The organism is Pseudomonas oleovorans subsp. oleovorans, assembly GCF_002197815.1.
GTDB lineage: Bacteria > Pseudomonadota > Gammaproteobacteria > Pseudomonadales > Pseudomonadaceae > Aquipseudomonas > Aquipseudomonas oleovorans.
The window spans coordinates 35971-51071 of record NZ_NIUB01000019.1; the positions used below are offsets into that span (position 1 = coordinate 35971).

Annotated in this window: 15 protein-coding genes; 8 read left to right on the forward strand and 7 right to left on the reverse strand. The window is 64.9% G+C overall.

Features of this window, described 5'->3' with window-relative positions:
* Positions 1 to 25 precede the first annotated feature (25 nt).
* Together PSOLE_RS12920 and PSOLE_RS12925 are read left to right on the forward strand one after the other, a co-directional pair.
* Positions 26 to 2224, forward strand: coding sequence for an OsmC domain/YcaO domain-containing protein (locus PSOLE_RS12920; protein ID WP_074859302.1), 2199 nt, complete (start codon positions 26 to 28; stop codon positions 2222 to 2224).
* Between the two features lie 2 nt (positions 2225 to 2226).
* Positions 2227 to 2820 carry a nucleotidyltransferase family protein gene (locus PSOLE_RS12925; protein ID WP_074859305.1) on the forward strand — a complete coding sequence of 198 codons (594 nt, stop codon included), beginning with the start codon at positions 2227 to 2229 and terminating at the stop codon, positions 2818 to 2820.
* Between the two features lie 53 nt (positions 2821 to 2873).
* Here PSOLE_RS12925 and PSOLE_RS12930 read toward each other — a convergent pair whose 3' ends face one another.
* Positions 2874 to 3758: a LysR family transcriptional regulator gene (locus PSOLE_RS12930; RefSeq protein WP_003459617.1), complete on the reverse strand. Its 885-nt coding sequence runs from the start codon at positions 3756 to 3758 to the stop codon at positions 2874 to 2876.
* A gap of 106 nt (positions 3759 to 3864) precedes the next feature.
* Between PSOLE_RS12930 and PSOLE_RS12935 the strand changes: the two genes are divergently transcribed.
* The 4 genes from PSOLE_RS12935 to PSOLE_RS12950 all read left to right on the forward strand — a co-directional run bounded on the left by PSOLE_RS12935 (position 3865) and on the right by PSOLE_RS12950 (position 8089).
* Positions 3865 to 4563 (forward strand): CoA transferase subunit A, encoded by a 699-nt coding sequence (locus tag PSOLE_RS12935; protein WP_074859308.1) that lies wholly within the window; start codon positions 3865 to 3867, stop codon positions 4561 to 4563.
* Between the two features lie 12 nt (positions 4564 to 4575).
* Positions 4576 to 5232, forward strand: a complete 657-nt coding sequence (locus tag PSOLE_RS12940; protein ID WP_074859311.1) for a CoA transferase subunit B — start codon at positions 4576 to 4578, stop codon at positions 5230 to 5232.
* 148 nt (positions 5233 to 5380) lie between these two features.
* Complete coding sequence (locus PSOLE_RS12945; RefSeq protein WP_074859314.1) at positions 5381 to 6562, forward strand: acetyl-CoA C-acetyltransferase; 1182 nt, start codon at positions 5381 to 5383, stop codon at positions 6560 to 6562.
* Between the two features lie 183 nt (positions 6563 to 6745).
* Positions 6746 to 8089, forward strand: a complete 1344-nt coding sequence (locus tag PSOLE_RS12950; protein WP_074859317.1) for a short-chain fatty acid transporter — start codon at positions 6746 to 6748, stop codon at positions 8087 to 8089.
* Between the two features lie 39 nt (positions 8090 to 8128).
* Here PSOLE_RS12950 and PSOLE_RS12955 read toward each other — a convergent pair whose 3' ends face one another.
* The 6 genes from PSOLE_RS12955 to PSOLE_RS12980 form a co-directional block, all read right to left on the reverse strand.
* Positions 8129 to 9283: a phospholipase D-like domain-containing protein gene (locus tag PSOLE_RS12955; protein ID WP_172480658.1), complete on the reverse strand. Its 1155-nt coding sequence runs from the start codon at positions 9281 to 9283 to the stop codon at positions 8129 to 8131.
* Between the two features lie 2 nt (positions 9284 to 9285).
* Positions 9286 to 9858 carry a YceI family protein gene (locus PSOLE_RS12960; RefSeq protein ID WP_074859324.1) on the reverse strand — a complete coding sequence of 191 codons (573 nt, stop codon included), beginning with the start codon at positions 9856 to 9858 and terminating at the stop codon, positions 9286 to 9288.
* A 129-nt stretch (positions 9859 to 9987) separates the two neighbouring features.
* Entirely contained in the window at positions 9988 to 10308 is a 321-nt protein-coding gene (locus PSOLE_RS12965) for an amidase (protein ID WP_074859327.1), read from the reverse strand.
* Positions 10305 to 11423, reverse strand: coding sequence for a serine hydrolase domain-containing protein (locus PSOLE_RS12970; protein WP_074859329.1), 1119 nt, complete (start codon positions 11421 to 11423; stop codon positions 10305 to 10307). Before PSOLE_RS12970 ends, PSOLE_RS12965 begins: the two co-directional genes overlap by 4 nt.
* 83 nt (positions 11424 to 11506) lie before the next feature.
* Complete coding sequence (locus tag PSOLE_RS12975; RefSeq protein WP_003459601.1) at positions 11507 to 12292, reverse strand: oxygen-binding di-iron domain-containing protein; 786 nt, start codon at positions 12290 to 12292, stop codon at positions 11507 to 11509.
* Between the two features lie 66 nt (positions 12293 to 12358).
* Positions 12359 to 13249, reverse strand: coding sequence for an acyl-CoA dehydrogenase family protein (locus PSOLE_RS12980; protein ID WP_074859332.1), 891 nt, complete (start codon positions 13247 to 13249; stop codon positions 12359 to 12361).
* A gap of 147 nt (positions 13250 to 13396) precedes the next feature.
* Between PSOLE_RS12980 and olsB the strand changes: the two genes are divergently transcribed.
* Both olsB and PSOLE_RS12990 read left to right on the forward strand, forming a co-directional pair.
* Positions 13397 to 14128 carry an L-ornithine N(alpha)-acyltransferase gene (gene olsB, locus PSOLE_RS12985; protein ID WP_003459597.1) on the forward strand — a complete coding sequence of 244 codons (732 nt, stop codon included), beginning with the start codon at positions 13397 to 13399 and terminating at the stop codon, positions 14126 to 14128.
* Positions 14129 to 14279: 151 nt separating this feature from the next.
* Positions 14280 to 15068, forward strand: coding sequence for a lysophospholipid acyltransferase family protein (locus PSOLE_RS12990; RefSeq protein WP_074859335.1), 789 nt, complete (start codon positions 14280 to 14282; stop codon positions 15066 to 15068).
* Positions 15069 to 15101 lie beyond the last annotated feature (33 nt).

Below are 15101 nucleotides of genomic sequence, written 5' to 3' on the forward strand. Positions count from 1 at the left end.
TTGTTTCGCTCGCTGGTACTGCCCCATGGAAATCAAGGTCAACTTTCTCGACAACCTTCGCCTCGAAGCCAAGTTCGATGACTTCACGGTGATCGCCGATCAGCCGATCCGTTACAAGGGCGATGGCTCGGCGCCGGGGCCGTTCGACTATTTCCTGGCCTCCTCGGCGCTGTGCGCGGCGTACTTCGTCAAGCTGTACTGTCAGACGCGCGACATTCCCACCGAGAACATTCGCCTGTCGCAGAACAACATCGTCGACCCGGAGAACCGCTACGCGCAGATCTTCAAGATCCAGGTCGAGCTGCCGGCGGACATCTCCGAGAAGGATCGCCTGGGCATCCTGCGCTCCATCGACCGCTGCACGGTGAAGAAGGTGGTGCAGCAAGGCCCCGAGTTCATCATCGAGGAAGTGGAAAACCTCGACGCCGATGCCCAGGCGCTGCTGATGCCGGTGAGTGACACCACCACCTACATCCCGGGCAAGGATCTGCCGCTGGAGCAGACCATCGCCAACATGTCGGACATCCTCGCGGATCTCGGGATGAAGATCGAGATCGCTTCCTGGCGCAACATCGTGCCCAACGTCTGGTCGCTGCATATCCGCGACGCGCAGTCGAACCTGTGCTTCACCAACGGCAAGGGTTCGACCAAGGAAAGCGCCCTGGCCTCGGCCCTGGGCGAGTTCATCGAGCGGCTGAACTGCAACTTCTTCTACAACGACCAGTTCTGGGGCGAGGACATCGCCGCTGCCGAATTCGTCCACTACCCCAACGAGCGCTGGTTCAAGCCGGGGCCGAAGGATGCGCTGCCCAAGGAAATCCTCGACGAGCACTGCCTGGCCATCTACAACCCGGATGGCGAACTGCGCGGCTCGCACCTGTTCGACACCAACTCGGGCAACACCGCACGCGGCATCTGCTCGCTGCCCTTTGTGCGCCAGAGCGATGGCGAGACGGTGTATTTCCCGTCCAACCTGATCGAAAACCTGTACCTGTCCAACGGCATGAGCGCTGGCAACACCCTGGCCGAGGCGCAGGTGCAGTGCCTGTCGGAGATATTCGAGCGGGCGGTGAAACGCGAGATTCTGGAGAACGAGCTGTGCCTGCCGGACGTGCCGCAAGAAGTGCTGGCCAAGTACCCGGGCATCGTCGCCGGTATCCAGGGCCTGGAGGAACAAGGCTTCCCGGTGTTGGTCAAGGATGCATCGCTCGGCGGTGAATTTCCGGTTATGTGCGTGACCCTGATGAACCCGCGCACCGGCGGCGTATTCGCCTCCTTCGGCGCGCACCCGAGCCTGGAAGTGGCGCTGGAGCGCAGCCTCACCGAACTGCTGCAGGGGCGCAGCTTCGAAGGCCTCAACGACCTGCCGCAGCCGACCTTCGACAGTCTGGCGCTGACCGAGCCGAACAATTTCGTCGAGCACTTCATCGACTCCAGCGGCGTGGTGTCCTGGCGCTTCTTCGGCGCCACACCGGACTTCGAATTCGTCGAGTGGGACTTCTCCGGTGAAGGTGCCGACTCCAACGAGCAGGAAGCCGCCACTCTGTTCGGCATCCTCGAGGACATGGGCAAGGAGGTCTACGTAGCCACCTATGACGACCTCGGCGCCAACGCCTGCCGCATCCTGGTGCCCGGCTACTCGGAGATCTACCCAGTCGAGGACCTGATCTGGGACAACACCAACAAGGCGCTGCTGTTCCGCAAGGACATCCTCAACCTGCACGCCCTGAGCGACCGCGAGCTCAAGTCGCTGCTGCGCAACCTCAACAACACCGAAGTCGACGACTACACCGACATCACCACGCTGATCGGCGTGGAGTTCGACGACAACACGGTGTGGGGCCAGCTGACCATTCTCGAGCTGAAGCTGCTGATCAACCTGGCGCTGAAGAAATACGACGACGCCAAGGAGTTGGTCGAGGCCTTCCTGCAGTACAACGACAACACCGTCGAGCGCGGCCTGTTCTACCAGGCAGTCAACGCCGTGCTGGAGATCCAGCTGGACGACGAGCTGGAGCTGGCCAACTACGAGCACAACCTGCGGCGCATGTTCGGCAGCGAGCGCATGGACGCGGTGATCGGCTCGGTGGACGGCAGCGTGCGCTTCCATGGCCTGACCCCGACCAGCATGAAACTGGAAGGGCTGGACAAGCACCTGCGCCTAATCGACAGCTACAAGAAACTGCACGCTGCGCGCGCCAAAGCAGCCGGGCTGGCCGGTTGAACATGGTCAGCGAGCGCCCAGCCCACAGGGTCGCAGCGCTGATGCTGGCGGCCGGCTACAGCCGCCGCTTCGGCGCCGACAAGCGGCGTGCAACACTGGCAGACGGTCGCTCGCTACTGGCGGCCAGCCTGGCGCTACCCTGTTCGATGCTCGAAGAAGTCTGGCTGGTGTTGCGCCCGGACGAGTCCATCACGGAGCTGGGATTACCCGCCAACATCAAGCTCGTCCAGCATCCGCTAACGGCCCAGGGCATGGGCCACAGCCTGGCGGCAGGTGCCGAGCGACTACTGGCCGAATCGCGCGCTGACGCGGTGGCGATCTTTCTCGCCGATATGCCTGCGATTCGCCGTGACAGCCTGGAAACCCTGTTCGCTCACGCCAGCGCGAACGCCATCGTGCTGCCCAGCTATCAGGGCAAGCGCGGCCATCCGGTGCTGTTCGGCCGCGCTTTCTGGCCGCAGCTCGCGACGCTGAGCGGCGATGCTGGCGCCAAGCCGGTGCTGCAGCAACATCCCGAGGCTGTGCGCATCGTCGAGCTGAACGATCCTGGCGTACTGCAGGACATCGACACCCCGGCAGACCTGTCTCAGTTCTAGGCTCGTAGGGCGGGTGCAACCCGCCACAACGCAGGCGGCGGGTTTCACCCGCCCTACTGCCCGACCTGATGCAGCAGCACCTCGCTCAACGCCTGCGCCGCGCTGGACAGTTGATGCCCGGCCTGGTGCAGCAGGCCGACGCGGCGCGATACCTGCGGCTCGCTCAGCGGCAGGCAGCGCGCGCCGAGTTCTTCCATCTGCTGCCGGCACAGTTGCGGCACGGCGCTGACGCCGAGGCCTTCGGCAACCATGCGCCCGACCGTGACCAACTGATGACTCTCGAACGCCACCGGTAGCTTGCCGTGGCTGGCGGTCACGCTGTCTTCCAGTAGCAAACGCACCGCCGAGGGCCGTTGCAGGGTGATAAAGGGTTGTTCCAGCAGCTGTGCCCAGGTCAGCGCGGACTGTTCGGCCAACTCGCTGGCGACAGGCACCACGGCGACGAAACGGTCCTCGTACAGGGGGGTAAACTGCAAGCCATCCAGTGTCGTTGGTTCGAAGGCGATGCCCAGCTCGACGCGACCGTCGCGCACCATCTCCATCACCTGTTCGTTGATCACGTCGTGCACCGCCACGTTGACCCGCGGGTAGGCATCGCGAAACGCGCGCAGCGCCGCCGGCAAACGGTTGCCGGCGAACGACGGCATGGCCGCTACCGCCACCTTGCCCATCTGCAGGGTGAAGTGCTGACGCAGCAGATCCTCGGCGTTGTCCCAGTCGGCCAGCAGGCGCACGGCAATCGGCAACAACGTCTCACCCTCCGGCGTCAGCGCCACGCTGCGGGTGGTGCGCACCAGCAACTGGCCGCCGAGCGATTGCTCCAAGTTCTTGATCGCCAGGCTCAGTGCTGGCTGCGACAGATGCAGGCGCTCGCAGGCCTGGGCGAAGCTCAGGCTCTGCGCCACGGCGAGAAAGGCGCGTAGCTGCTTGACGGTCATTGATTTATTTACCTGATCAATCAAGAGGAAAAACAAACTTAACAAATAAGCCCATAGCGCAGAAGCTTGGTCTCACCCCAGATAACAACAAAAGAGGCAGCCTCTAATGAGCGGACTCGACAAACGCGTCGGCAGCTATGCAGAAGCCCTGGACGGCCTGCAGGACGGTATGACTGTGCTGGCCGGCGGTTTCGGCCTGTGTGGCATCCCCGAGAACCTGATCGCCGAGATCCGTCGTCGCGGCGTGCGTGACCTGACCGTGGTGTCCAACAACTGCGGTGTCGACGGGTTCGGCCTCGGCGTGCTGCTGGAAGACCGGCAGATCCGCAAGATGATCGCCTCCTACGTCGGCGAGAACGCCCTGTTCGAGCAGCAACTGCTCTCCGGCGAGCTGGAAGTCGAACTGACCCCACAAGGCACCCTGGCCGAGAAGCTGCGCGCTGGCGGCGCCGGCATCCCCGCGTTCTTCACCGCCACCGGCTACGGCACCCCGGTCGCCGAAGGCAAGGAAGCGCGCGAGATCAATGGCCGCCACTACATCCTCGAGCCGGCCATCACCGGCGACTTCGCCATCGTCAAAGGCTGGAAGGCCGACCACTTCGGTAACGTGGTCTACCGCCACACCGCGCAGAACTTCAACCCGGTGGTCGCCACCGCCGGGCGCATCACCGTGGTCGAGGTCGAAGAGATCGTCGAGCCCGGTGAACTCGACCCGACGCAGATTCACACCCCCGGCATCTACGTCGACCGGCTGATCTGCGGCAGCTTCGAGAAACGCATCGAAAAACGCACCCTGCGCGCCTGAGGAGAGACCAGCATGGCACTGACCCGTGAACAAATGGCCCAGCGCGTCGCCCGCGAGTTGCAGGACGGCTTCTACGTCAACCTCGGCATCGGCATCCCGACTCTGGTGGCCAACTATGTGCCCGAGGGCATGGCCGTGATGCTGCAGTCGGAGAACGGCCTGCTCGGCATGGGCGCCTTCCCCACCGAAGAGGAAGTGGACGCCGACATGATCAACGCCGGCAAACAGACCGTCACCGCAATCAAGGGCGCGGCGATCTTCGACTCGTCGCAATCCTTCGCCATGATCCGTGGCGGCCACGTCGACCTGACCGTGCTCGGCGCCTTCGAGGTGGACGTTAACGGCAACATCGCCTCGTGGATGATCCCCGGCAAGCTGGTCAAGGGCATGGGCGGCGCCATGGATCTGGTGGCCGGCGCCGACAACATCATCGTCACCATGACCCACGCCTCCAAGGACGGCGAATCCAAGCTGCTCGAGCGTTGCAGCCTGCCACTGACCGGCAGCGGTTGCATTCGCAGGGTACTGACCGACCTGGCCTACCTGGAGATCGAGAACGGCGCCTTCATCCTGCGCGAACGCGCACCGGGCGTGAGCGTCGAGGAAATCGTCGCCAAGACCGCCGGCAAGCTGATCGTCCCCGAGCACGTCCCGGAAATGCAGTTCTAGGTTGTCTACCGTCTCGAAGGCGCCACCACGCACGGCGTCTTCGAGGCGTTTTTCTACATTGTGGGAGGCGCTTTAGCGGCGAGACTTTCTCGTCGCGGCTAAAGCCCCTCCCACAATACGCGGCCCATCAGCCGAGAGGAGTCATCCCATGCAAGACGTCGTCATCGTCGCCGCCACCCGCACCGCCATCGGCAGCTTCCAGGGCAGCCTGGCCGATATTCCCGCGCCGGAACTCGGCGCCATCGTCATCAAGCGCCTGCTGGAACAAACCGGCCTCGACGCCGCCCAGGTCGATGAAGTCATCCTCGGCCAAGTACTCACTGCAGGTTCTGGTCAGAACCCCGCACGTCAGGCCGTTATCCGCGCCGGCCTGCCCCATGCCGTGCCGGCCATGACCCTGAACAAAGTCTGTGGCTCGGGCCTCAAAGCCCTGCACCTGGCGGCCCAGGCCATTCGCTGTGGCGACGCCGAGGTGATCATCGCTGGTGGCATGGAGAATATGAGCCTGTCGCCCTACGTGCTGCCGAAAGCCCGCACCGGCCTGCGCATGGGCCATGCACAGATGCTCGACAGCATGATCGTCGACGGCCTGTGGGACGCTTTCAACGACTACCACATGGGCATCACCGCCGAGAACCTGGTGGAAAAGTACGGCATCAGCCGTGAAGCCCAGGATGCCTTCGCCGCTGCGTCGCAGCAGAAAGCCGTGGCGGCCATCGAAGCCGGACGCTTCGATGCCGAGATCACTCCGGTGCTGATCGCGCAGCGCAAGGGCGACCCCATCGCCTTCGCCCGTGACGAGCAGCCGCGTGCCGGCACCACCGCCGAATCCCTGGCCAAGCTCAAGCCGGCGTTCAAGAAAGACGGCAGCGTCACCGCCGGCAACGCCTCCAGCCTCAACGACGGCGCCGCCGCCGTGCTGCTGATGAGCGCGGCCAAGGCACAGGCGCTGGGCCTGCCGGTGCTGGCGAAGATTGCCGGCTACGCCAATGCCGGCGTCGACCCGGCGATCATGGGCATCGGCCCGGTCTCGGCCACCCGTCGTTGCCTGGAAAAAGCTGGCTGGAGCCTGGCTGACCTGGATCTGATCGAAGCCAATGAAGCCTTCGCCGCCCAGGCGCTGTCGGTCGGCCAGGAGCTGGGGTGGAATGCCGACAAGGTCAACGTCAACGGCGGCGCCATCGCCCTCGGCCACCCCATCGGCGCCTCGGGCTGCCGCGTGCTGGTCAGCCTGTTGCACGAGATGATCCGCCGCGATGCCAAGAAAGGCCTTGCCACGCTGTGCATCGGTGGCGGCCAGGGCGTGGCCCTGGCCATCGAGCGCGAGTAAAGCGCGAAACCGTAGGGCGGGTGCAACCCGCCACTATCGGAACCGGCGGGTTTCACCCGCCCTACGGAGCAACACAACCATCCGCTCGGCTCCGGCCGGGCGTTGTCATTTCCACCCGCCAGGCACAACCGACCTGAATGCCTGGAACAGCCCTTACACAACCATAAGAAAGAGGCGTCATCGATGTTCAATACCCTCACCCGCATGAGCGTGAGCCTGGTACAGAAGTACCTGCCCTCGCCCTTCGTGTTCTCCGCCTTGCTCACGCTGGGCGTACTACTCGCCGGCATCCTCTCCACCGGCCAATCGCTACCGGCCATGGTGCAACACTGGAGCGGCGGCTTCTGGACGCTGCTCGGTTTTGCCATGCAGATGTCGCTGATCTTCGTCACCGGCCACGCCCTGGCCAGTGCGCCGATCATCAACCGTCAACTCGACCGCCTGGCCGGCCTGGCACGCACACCCGGTCAGGCAATCATCATGGTCACCCTGGTGGCGCTGGTCGGTTGCTGGGTCAACTGGGGCTTCGGCCTGGTCATCGGCGCGGTGTTCGCCCGCGCCCTGGCACGCAAGGTCGATGGCGTCGATTACCCGCTGCTGGTGGCCTCGGCCTACTCGGGCTTCCTGGTCTGGCACGGCGGCCTGGCCGGCTCGATTCCGCTGTCCATGGCCACCGGCGGCCCGGATCTGGCGCGCATCACCGCAGGCGTGCTGACCGACCCGGTAAGCATCACCGAAACCCTGTTCAGCCCGTTGAACCTGACCATCGTGGCGCTGCTGTTCATCGGCCTGCCGCTGCTCAACCGCGCCATGCATCCGCGCCAGGGTGCCAAGGTGGCCGACCCGGCCAAACTGGTGGAATCGCGCGCGGAACTGCCGGCTCGTGAAACCCCGGCGCAGCGCCTGGACGACAGCCGCATCCTCGGTCTGGCACTGGTGGCCATGGCCGGTATCTACCTGTTCAACCACTTCGCCACCAAGGGCTTCGTGCTTGGCCTGGATGTGGTCATCGCCATCTTCCTGTTCAGCGGCCTGCTGATGCACGGCACCCCGGAGCGCTACATGCGCGCGGTGGACGAGAGCGTGCGCGGCATCGGCGGCATCGTCCTGCTGTTCCCCTTCTACGCCGGGATCATGGGCATGATGATGGGCGCCAACGCCGACGGTATTTCCCTCGGCCGGCAGATCACCGAAGCGTTCATCTCCTGGTCCTCGGCCGACACCTTCCCACTGCTGGCCTTCCTCAGCGCTGGCGTGGTCAACGTGTTCGTGCCGTCCGGTGGTGGCCAGTGGGCCGTGCAAGGGCCGATCATGCTGCCGGCTGCCGAGGCGCTGGGTGTGTCGACCACCGTTACCGCCATGGCGATTGCCTGGGGCGACGCCTGGACCAACATGATCCAGCCGTTCTGGGCACTGCCCCTGCTCGGCATCGTCGGCCTCGGTGCACGCGACATCATGGGCTACTGCCTGATCATACTGCTGTACTCGGGCATCGTCATCAGTGGTGCGTTCTACTTCCTCGGCTAAAAGCCATCAGGCCCGCTCAGCGTTCCGAGCGAGCCTGTCTCAACGCCAGCGATCGAGCAGATTCACCGCCAGCCGATCCAGCCAACCCCACAGGCGCTGTTGCGCACGGCGCCACCAGGGGCGCTGGTGCCAATCATCGAGGGTGATCTCGCGGCTGACGCCGAAGTCCTCGATGAAGCTGGCCGTCACTGCCCGGGTGAAATCCGGATCCAGCGCCTCGACATTGGCGTCGAGGTTGAAGCGCAGGTTCCAGTGGTCGAAGTTGCACGAGCCGACGCTGACCCAATCGTCCACCAGCACCATCTTCAGGTGCAGGAAACGCGGCTGGTATTCGAAGATGCGCACCCCCGCCCTGAGCAACTTGGGGTAGTAACGCTGCTCGGCAAAACGCACCGGCGGATGATCGGTGTTGCGCCCGGCCAGCAGCAGGCGCACCTCGACACCGCGCGCTGCAGCGCGGCGCAGGGCACGGCGGATTTTCCAGGTCGGCAGGAAATAAGGCGTGGCCAGCCAGACGCGCTGCTTGGCGCCCTTCAGTGCGCGCAACAGCGACAGCAGAATGTCGCGATGCTGCGCAGCATCGGCATAGGCCACACGCCCCAGCCCAACGCCGGCAGGCGGACACTTAGGCAGGTTTAGCGCAGTCGGCTGATGATTCGGGCGCCATAAAAAACGCGTATGCCAGAGTTGCTCGAACAACTGCTGCCAGTCGCCGACCAGTGGCCCCTCGATTTCCACCATGACCTCATGCCAGGAGCTGCGAGCCTCATCCGGCTGCCAGAACTCGTCGGTAGAACCGGTGCCACCGACGTACGCCAGGCGCTGGTCCACCAGTAGCAGCTTGCGGTGATCGCGATGAAAGTTACGGATACCCCGCCGCAAGCGCACCGGGTTGTACCAGCGCAGCTGCACACCGGCGGTCTGCATGCGCTCACGTAGCGCGATGCCCAGGCCTGCGGAACCGTAGGCATCGAACAGACCACGTACCCTCACCCCACGCTCAGCCGCTCGGCACAGCGCATCGACCAGACGCTCACTGCAGCGGCCGTCCTCGATCAGGTAAAGCTCGATCTCCACTTGCTGGCTGGCGCCTTCGATGGCCGCCAGCATGCGTGGGAAGAACGCCGGCCCGTCCAGCAGCAATTCGAAGCGATTGCCACCCCGCCAGGGAAAGATGCGGCCGCGCTTGTGCACGCTCACCGCGCCGTGAAGATCAGCACGGCGCCCACCGGCACCGACAGGCTGATGGCCGGCAGGTCAGCGACCTTGCGCAGCGCCTCGACGCCACTGGCCAGGGCGAAGTCTTCGGCGTGCAACACCAGCGGAGCCAGGGTCACCACCTGGAAGCGGTGATCATCCAGCCGCGTTACCAGCAGTTCGCTGTGCAGCTCACGCGTGCGCTCGTTGAGGGTCAGTTGCAGCGGTAGTCGCAGTTCCAGCTGTGCCCCGGGTGCCAGGTCGGTGAGTTGCGGCAGGTTGACCTGGGCGCTGATGCGCGCCTCGGGCAGACGTGAAGTGTCGAACAACATGGTGCGCAGGCGCTCGTCACGCAGAGGGACACCGGTGCTCAGCGAGTCAAGATCCACGCGCAGGCGCGCGCGACCGTCGGCGGCGATCTGCCCGTGCAGGGTGAGAAAGCGATGCACCTCCGACTGACTGCCGGAATGGGTGGAGATGAACGACAGCCGCGAAGACTCGTTGTCCAGGTACCAGTCGGCGTGGACGGGCAAGGCAGCGGCAAGCAACAGGGCGAGAAGCGAACGGCGCATGAGAACTCGAAAAACGGCATGACCAGGCAGCAACGATAGTCGCCAGCGCGAGCCTTGCAAAGCCCGGCGCGCACAGAACCGTAGGGCGGGTGCAACCCGCCGCTGCCGAGGTGGCGGGTTTCACCCGCCCTACTTGCTCGGCAGCAACTGGCAGCCCTGCCGCTCACCCAGCCAGACAGCGCTGTGGTTGCGGCCAAGGCCGCTGGCGGTCACACGCTTGGCGCTTTCGTCATCCAGCAGGCTGCTAATCGGCACGTACTGCGCGACATAGCCTTCACAGTAGGCCGCCGGGTTGCCGCTGACGTAACGGCAGGAGCAGTATTCCTTGGCCGTGTAGGCGCCGATGATGTCGGGGAAGGCGGCCAGATGGGCGCGATTAGGCCAGGCCCAGGCCAGCAGCAGAACCAACAGCAGCACCAGCGCGCTGCGGATCGGATGGCGACGGATCATGGCTGCACCTCCGCGGCGAAGGCCGCACGCACGCGTTTGAGCAGGTCGTTGTGCTGGAAGCTGCCGTCACGGTCATCGGCGTAACGCACCACCAGCAGGTTTTCTTGTGGCATCACGTACAGCCCCTGCCCCCAATGCCCGAGCGCGGCGATGGTATCGGCCGGTGCATCCGGCCAGGGCCGCGTGCTGCCTGGCAGTTCGGCGTTGAGCCACCAATGCCCGCCTGGCACGGCATCCCCCGACTTGGCCAACTGCGGCTGGTAGCCAGCGAAAGGCGTGGAGACGAAATCGACCCAGGCAGCCGGCAGCAACTGGCGCTCGCCCCAGCGACCGCCGCGCTGCATCAGCAGGCCGACACGGGCCAGGTCGCGCGCGCTCAGGTAGGCATAGGACGACGCAACGAAGGTGCCGCTGGCGTCGCGCTCCCAGGTCGCGCTGGTAATGCCCAGCGGCTCGAACAGCGCTGTCCAGGGATAGTCGGCGTAAACCTGCTCGCCGACCATGCCGCGCAACGCGGCAGCCAGCACGTTGCTGTCGCCACTGGAATAACGAAAGCGCGTGCCCGGCGCAGCGTCCGCCGCATGCGCAGCGGTGAAGGCCGCCATGTCGGCGCGGCCGCGGGTGTAGAGCATGGCCACTACCGAGGATTTCAGCGGCGCGTACTCGTAGTCCTCTTCCCAGGCCAGGCCCGAGGCCCAGTTGAGCAGATGACCGATCTTGATCTGTGGGTGGTCCGCCATCGGCGGGTAGTACTGTGCCACCGGTGCATCGAGTTTGAAGCGCCCCTCGGCGTAAGCGACGCCGAGGGTGGTGGCGAGCAGGCTCTTGGCCATCGACCAGGTCAGGTGCGCGGTCCGCGCCGTGGTCGGCTCGGCGTAGCGTTCGTAGACGATCTGCCCATCGCGGATCACCAGCAGCGCATCGGTGCGCACGCCCGTACGCTCGACGTCATCGCGTTTCGGGAAGGCGTACTGTTCGAGCTCGGCCAGCGCGGGGCTCTCGATACGGGGTTGGCTCTGCCAGTCGGGTTGCGGCCAGTTTTCCGCCAAGGCATTGCTGGCAGCCAGGCTGAAACCGAGCGCCAGGCTCAGTCGACGAAGCAAGGAGATGGACATGGACGGCCTCGATCAGAAATCGTGGCGCACCCTAGCATGGCCATGATGACGGCTTGAAGCGACGAAAACGCCATCTCTCACCTTCATTTGGGCAGTTGGTAATCCTCCGGCCCCATCAGGTCGAGACCGCATTCCAGGTTCTCGATCCAGTAGAGGAAGGCGCTGATCATTTCCGGGCCGACGAAGGGCCGGCCGTGCTGCGGCACAATCATTTCCACATCCATCTGCCGCACCATCGCCGCCCACAGGCGACAGGCCTTGTTGCCGGCCATATAACGGCGATGGAAACCTTCCATGTTCGGTACGTGGTTGACGAAGTCGCGCACCGGCGAGGCATCATCGACCAGCGAGGCGCCCATGTCACCGGAGAACAGAATCTTGCTCACCGGGTCATAGACCTGGAAGTTGCCCACCGAGTGAAGAAAGTGCGCCGGCACGGCCTTGAGCGTGCATTTGCCCAACGGGATGCTCTGGCCACGATCGGGCAGCGCGATGATGCGGTCATAGGTATTGATGCCACGGCTCAACGCCAGGTAATTGGCCGTCAGGTGCGGCAAAAAACGCGCCCAAAGCTTGGAGCAGATTACCCGCGCGCGGGTGTGCAGCAGCCACTTGTCCAGCGAGGCGATGATGTCCGGGTCCTGGTGCGAGGCGAAGATGTAGGTCAGATCCTGCACCGGAATATGCTTGGACAGTTCCAGCGACAGCGGCGTATAGGTCAGGTCACCGCCCGGGTCGAGCAGCAGATACTGTTCGTTGTCGGTGATCAGGAACTGGTTGGATTGCACGCCCTCGCCGCTGACCAGGTCATCGAACATCAGGCATTGGTGGCTGCCGTTATCGAACAGCACGATGGGCTCGCGGCGCATGGAAACCTCGTAGAAGAAACGCGAGGCAAGCTTAGGCGCGCAAGCAACAATGGGTACTGATATGGGTCAACGGCCGGCGACAATCCGCCGCGCTTTCTCCAGGCGCTTGCTGCGTGCCGCCTCGGCGATGCGCAGCAAGCCCTTGTCGCGCTGCCACAGCTCGGCCCAGTGCACAGGCCCGCCGGCAAAGGCCACCTTCAGTTCAACGGCCAACGCCTGCTGCTCGGCGAACAACCCGGCCAGCAGCAGATGGGTGGTGGGCGCATCGGGCGCCTGCCGCGCGACCTCGGCACAACCGGCCAGCAGCGCTTGCAGGCGCAATAGCAGCGTTTCAGGCCAGGCACAATCGCGCCCCACGCCAAACTGCCAGGCGACAACAGCGGTAAGTACATGCACGTCTTCCAGGGTGCGGAAGGGTTTGACGTAGTCGCCCCAGCCGTCGCCGGCCAGGCGCTCGCCGTGGGCCTGTTCCAGGTGCAGTCGCGCATGGCCGATATCCGGCATCAACGGCAGGGCCGGCAGCGGCTCGATACGCACACCTGGCGCGCCCTGGCGTACCACGCCCAGAGCCAGACGCGGCGCCTGCCCCTCGTCCTCCTCGCGCGCCGCCACCAGCAGCCAGTCGGCACATTCGGCAGCGGTGACGAAATCCTTGCGCCCCGTGATCTGCAGGCCGTCGATACGTGTGTTCATGTCCGCCGGGCGGGTGCTGCGGTTCTCCGTCACGCACAGCGCGCCTGCCGTCCAGGGCGCCGCCGGCCACAGCATGCGCAACGCCGCCTGATAGCCGGCGAGAAACGCCAACCCCGGCGTGGCCGCCAGCAGGCCGCCCACCAGTGCCAGCTCGAAGGGTTGCGGCGTATCCCCCAGGCGGGTCAGCAGACGGGCGTACCAGTCCTCCAGGCCCTGCTCGGCAGACAGGCGCTCGACAGACTGAAACAGACTCGACCAGGGCATCACGGGCCTCCTCGCAGCAGCGCTTCGAGCGCCGTCATATAAGCATCAAAAAAGCGTCACGGTGGTGACACCACAGCTACCTAGCCTGAGCTTGCCCAACAAGATCGACCGGCTGCAAGCATTCAGCCGGCACACGGAGGATCTGGCATGACTCAAACCGCTCGCCGTCTGCAGGCCGAACGCCTGCAAGGCCCCGCCGCCCTGCGTGAAGCCCAGGCCTTGCGCTACCGCGTGTTCAGCGCGGAATTCGATGCCAAGCTCAACGGCGCCGAACTGGGTCTGGACATGGACGACTACGACATCCACTGCAGCCATATCGGCGTGCGTGATCTCAACAGCGGTGAACTGGTCGCCACCACTCGCCTGCTCGATCACCAGGCCGCCGCCGGTCTCGGCCGCTACTACAGCGAAGAGGAATTCGCCTTGCACGGCCTGGCCAGACTGGAAGGCCCGGTACTGGAAATCGGCCGCACCTGCGTCGATGTCACCTACCGCAACGGCGCCACCATCGCCGTGCTCTGGGGCGAACTGGCCGAGGTGCTCAACGAAGGCGGCTACCGCTACCTGATGGGCTGCGCCAGCATCTCCATGCAGGACGGCGGCATCCAGGCCCAGGCCATCATGCAGCGCCTGCGCGAACGCTACCTGTGCACCGAGCACCTGCGCGCCGAGCCCAAGCACCCGCTGCCACAGCTGGATCTGCCGGGCAACGTCATCGCCGAGATGCCACCGCTGCTCAAGGCCTACATGCGCCTGGGCGCGAAGATCTGCGGCGAGCCCTGCTGGGATCGCGACTTCCAGGTGGCCGACGTGTTCATCCTGCTCAAGCGCGACGAGCTGTGCCCGCGCTATGCCCGGCACTTCAAGGCGGCAGTCTGACACCCGGCTGTAGGAGCGAGCTCTGCTCGCGAACGAGAGTGTCCAGCATTCATGAGCAGAGCTCGCTCCTACACATCAGCATGCCCCCAAGCATCGCCAAACGACTCTATCAATGGATAATGCCGCCACTCGTCCTCAAGCGGAGGCCTCAATGGCCAAACTGCGTCTGTCCCTGCGCCTCTTTCATCTGGCCCTGGTAATCGCCTTTGGCGCCCTGCTGGCCGGCATCGTCAGCCTGTTCGAGCGGGTGGTTCGGCATGACCTGATGCCGCTGCGCCAACGTCTGACCCGCGGGTTCCTGGCACGCCTGGGTGGCGCCCTGCCGTTTCGCGTGCGGGTCGAGGGCGAGCTGCCGACGCAACCGATGCTGTGGGTCAGCAACCATGTGTCATGGACCGACATTCCGCTGTTGGGCGCTCTGCAGCCGCTGTCCTTCCTGTCCAAGGCGGAGGTGCGCGACTGGCCGGTCGCCGGCTGGCTGGCACACAAGGGTGGTACGCAGTTCATCCGCCGCGGTGCGGGCGACAGCAGCCAGGTCGGCCAGCAGCTCACTCGCCATCTGCAGCAGGGTCATCACCTGCTGATATTTCCCGAAGGCACCACCACCGACGGCCTGGCCCTGCGTACCTTCCATGGCCGTCTGCTGAGCAGCGCCATCGACAGCGGCGTGGCGCTGCAACCTGTGGCCATCCGTTATTTGCGCGATGGCCAACCGTGTCCGGTAGCGCCCTTCGTCGGCGATGACGACATGCTCTCGCACCTGCTGCGCCTGCTCTCGCAGCCGGCCTGCGAGGTGGAGATACACCTGCTCGCGCCGATTCCCAGCGCCTCACGCAGCCGTAACGAACTGGCCCGGCACAGCCAGGCCATGATCGCCAGCGCCCTGCAACTGGAAACGCCGGTCACGCTGCCGACCGAAGCCGAAGCCGAAGCCGCCTGATCCACCGCGTAACCCGGATGCAATCCGGGGGCT

Coding starts and splice junctions, on each gene's coding strand:
- PSOLE_RS12990 (WP_074859335.1), top strand. CDS start 14,280: ATGGCCAAACTGCGTCTGTCCCTGCGCCTCTTTCATCTGGCCCTGGTA.
- PSOLE_RS12980 (WP_074859332.1), bottom strand. CDS start 13,249: ATGCCCTGGTCGAGTCTGTTTCAGTCTGTCGAGCGCCTGTCTGCCGAG.
- PSOLE_RS12945 (WP_074859314.1), top strand. CDS start 5,381: ATGCAAGACGTCGTCATCGTCGCCGCCACCCGCACCGCCATCGGCAGC.
- PSOLE_RS12920 (WP_074859302.1), top strand. CDS start 26: ATGGAAATCAAGGTCAACTTTCTCGACAACCTTCGCCTCGAAGCCAAG.
- PSOLE_RS12970 (WP_074859329.1), bottom strand. CDS start 11,423: ATGTCCATCTCCTTGCTTCGTCGACTGAGCCTGGCGCTCGGTTTCAGC.
- PSOLE_RS12935 (WP_074859308.1), top strand. CDS start 3,865: ATGAGCGGACTCGACAAACGCGTCGGCAGCTATGCAGAAGCCCTGGAC.
- olsB (WP_003459597.1), top strand. CDS start 13,397: ATGACTCAAACCGCTCGCCGTCTGCAGGCCGAACGCCTGCAAGGCCCC.
- PSOLE_RS12960 (WP_074859324.1), bottom strand. CDS start 9,858: ATGCGCCGTTCGCTTCTCGCCCTGTTGCTTGCCGCTGCCTTGCCCGTC.
- PSOLE_RS12930 (WP_003459617.1), bottom strand. CDS start 3,758: ATGACCGTCAAGCAGCTACGCGCCTTTCTCGCCGTGGCGCAGAGCCTG.
- PSOLE_RS12950 (WP_074859317.1), top strand. CDS start 6,746: ATGTTCAATACCCTCACCCGCATGAGCGTGAGCCTGGTACAGAAGTAC.
- PSOLE_RS12975 (WP_003459601.1), bottom strand. CDS start 12,292: ATGCGCCGCGAGCCCATCGTGCTGTTCGATAACGGCAGCCACCAATGC.
- PSOLE_RS12965 (WP_074859327.1), bottom strand. CDS start 10,308: ATGATCCGTCGCCATCCGATCCGCAGCGCGCTGGTGCTGCTGTTGGTT.
- PSOLE_RS12925 (WP_074859305.1), top strand. CDS start 2,227: ATGGTCAGCGAGCGCCCAGCCCACAGGGTCGCAGCGCTGATGCTGGCG.
- PSOLE_RS12940 (WP_074859311.1), top strand. CDS start 4,576: ATGGCACTGACCCGTGAACAAATGGCCCAGCGCGTCGCCCGCGAGTTG.